Genomic DNA, 1,746 nt, shown 5'->3' on the forward strand with positions numbered 1-1,746 from the left:
CAGGAGCTGGTTGGTGGTCGAGCCGACCTGCCAGACCCGGGTGATGGGCTTGCCCGCCTTGGCCTGGTGCGGCACCCGGGTGCAGACCATCCCCGACGCCTTGGCCACATCGACCGCGGCGACCCGCTCCACGATCTCCTCGTGGTCATCGACCTCGGCCTGCTGGCCTGCTGGCACCGGCCGTCCTCCTCCATCACGGGTCGCAGACGGGCTGCCCGGGGGCTCGGTTGGGGACCGAAACGCTGACCGGCGTGCTCAAGGCAACAACGCGCGACCCTGCTGATCGGGCCCCGGCGCCAGACTCATCCACGGCCTCAACGGTCAAGAACGCACCGGCGTCGGCGGGCAACCCGACCCATTTTCACGCCCGCACGGCGTCCCCCACAAATTCGGCCTACCCGGGGATGGCTCAGTGGCGAGTTTCGCTGGCCGTATCGCCGGACTCACCTAGAGCCGCCTGGACGCGCTGGCGGATTAGCGCGTCACCGCCGTCGAGGCACTTGGCGTAGATCCTGAGCAAGACCTCGACCGAGTGCCCGGCCCACTCGGCCACCGTGGTGGGCGGCACGCCGCCGTTGAGCCACGTGGACACGGCCGCGTGCCGAAGGTCGTAGGGCGTCTTCGCCAGGGGCGACGCAGCGACCTCGGCGGTGAACGCGGCCTGTCGAGCGCGCCGCCACATCCGCCCGATCGTCATCGTGGGCAGCTCGCCGCCGTTGCGCTCGCCGACGAACATCCGCCCATCCGGCCGGACCCCGAACTCCTCGATGTGGGCGTGTAGCAAGGCGGTCAGCGCGGGCGGGCAGGGCACGACACGGACCTCCCCTCGTGCCCGCTGCTTGAGTGGGCGCTGGTCGCGGTTGCGACCGCTGTCAGTCCACTCCTTGCCGGCGTAGGGCTCGGCGCTTTCGATGTGCAGCTCGCCCCATCCCCGCTTGGGGAGCAACAGGTTGTGCTTGGCGAGGCTGATCGCTTCCTCAGGTCGGAGTGCGGCGAAATACAGGCAGCCGAAGAACGCGACCAGCCGTCGCCCGCCGCGCTGCTCGCCGACGGCGTGGAGCAGCGTGCGAGCCTGTATCGGGTTAGTCGAAGTAGCCCCTGTGGGGACGCCGTGCGAGCGTGAAAACTGGCTCATATCAGGCGAAGTCGGTCGGTTTTCCGGTCAGCGACCCGCCGACGGTCGACCCCGTGGGTGGTCTTGGGCGGCGTCCACTTCAACGCCGGGATCGGGTTCTTGTTGAGCAGCTCCAGCTCAACGGCATACTCCAGGGCAGCGTGGAGGATCTTGCGCCGTCGACTCGTCACGCTCGGCGCGGCCGGGGTGCTGTCGAGCTTGACCGTGAGGCCGTCAAGGACCTGCCGGAGCCGTCTGGGGTCGCGCAGCGCGGACACGGGTCGTGTGTGGCTGGCGACCCAGCGCAGCGCGCTGCGGATATTGTCGGGGCAGTTGGGATCGTCGCGGCGGCCCGTGTTGAACGCCCACCGTTTCAGCGCGGCGCGGATGATCTTGTCGCTCGGTTTCCCTCGCTCGTTGGTGAACATGGCCGTTGTGACTGCGGTGAGCGCCTCGGCGTGCGTGCGCCTAGTCGTAGCCGCGACCCGAGGCCATTTCATGTCGGCGAACGCGCAGGCGAACGCGTACCAGGACATGTCCTTGCTGGCCCGGATCATGGAGACCGGCCGACCGGTCTTGATGTCGAAGGCCTCCCCCTTGCGGGCGGCGGACAGCAGGTCGGACCGGAAGCT

Annotated in this window: 1 protein-coding gene and 1 pseudogene; both read right to left on the bottom strand. The window is 69.0% G+C overall.

The features are described from left to right. Positions 1-409: 409 nt before the first annotated feature. Positions 410-1,135, bottom strand: coding sequence for a tyrosine-type recombinase/integrase (locus VGR06_RS08485; protein WP_327558425.1), 726 nt, complete (start codon positions 1,133-1,135; stop codon positions 410-412). After that, a pseudogene (locus VGR06_RS08490) lies at positions 1,132-1,746 on the bottom strand (integrase); the annotation flags it as partial. The gene VGR06_RS08485 and the pseudogene VGR06_RS08490, both read right to left, overlap by 4 nt.

Origin of the sequence: Actinophytocola sp. (assembly GCF_036002505.1) — a bacterium.
Classification (GTDB): domain Bacteria; phylum Actinomycetota; class Actinomycetes; order Mycobacteriales; family Pseudonocardiaceae; genus DASYTH01.

What these genes read in the sequence shown, in the direction of transcription:
- VGR06_RS08485 (WP_327558425.1), bottom strand. Translation starts at nt 1,135, where the DNA reads ATGAGCCAGTTTTCACGCTCGCACGGCGTCCCCACAGGGGCTACTTCG.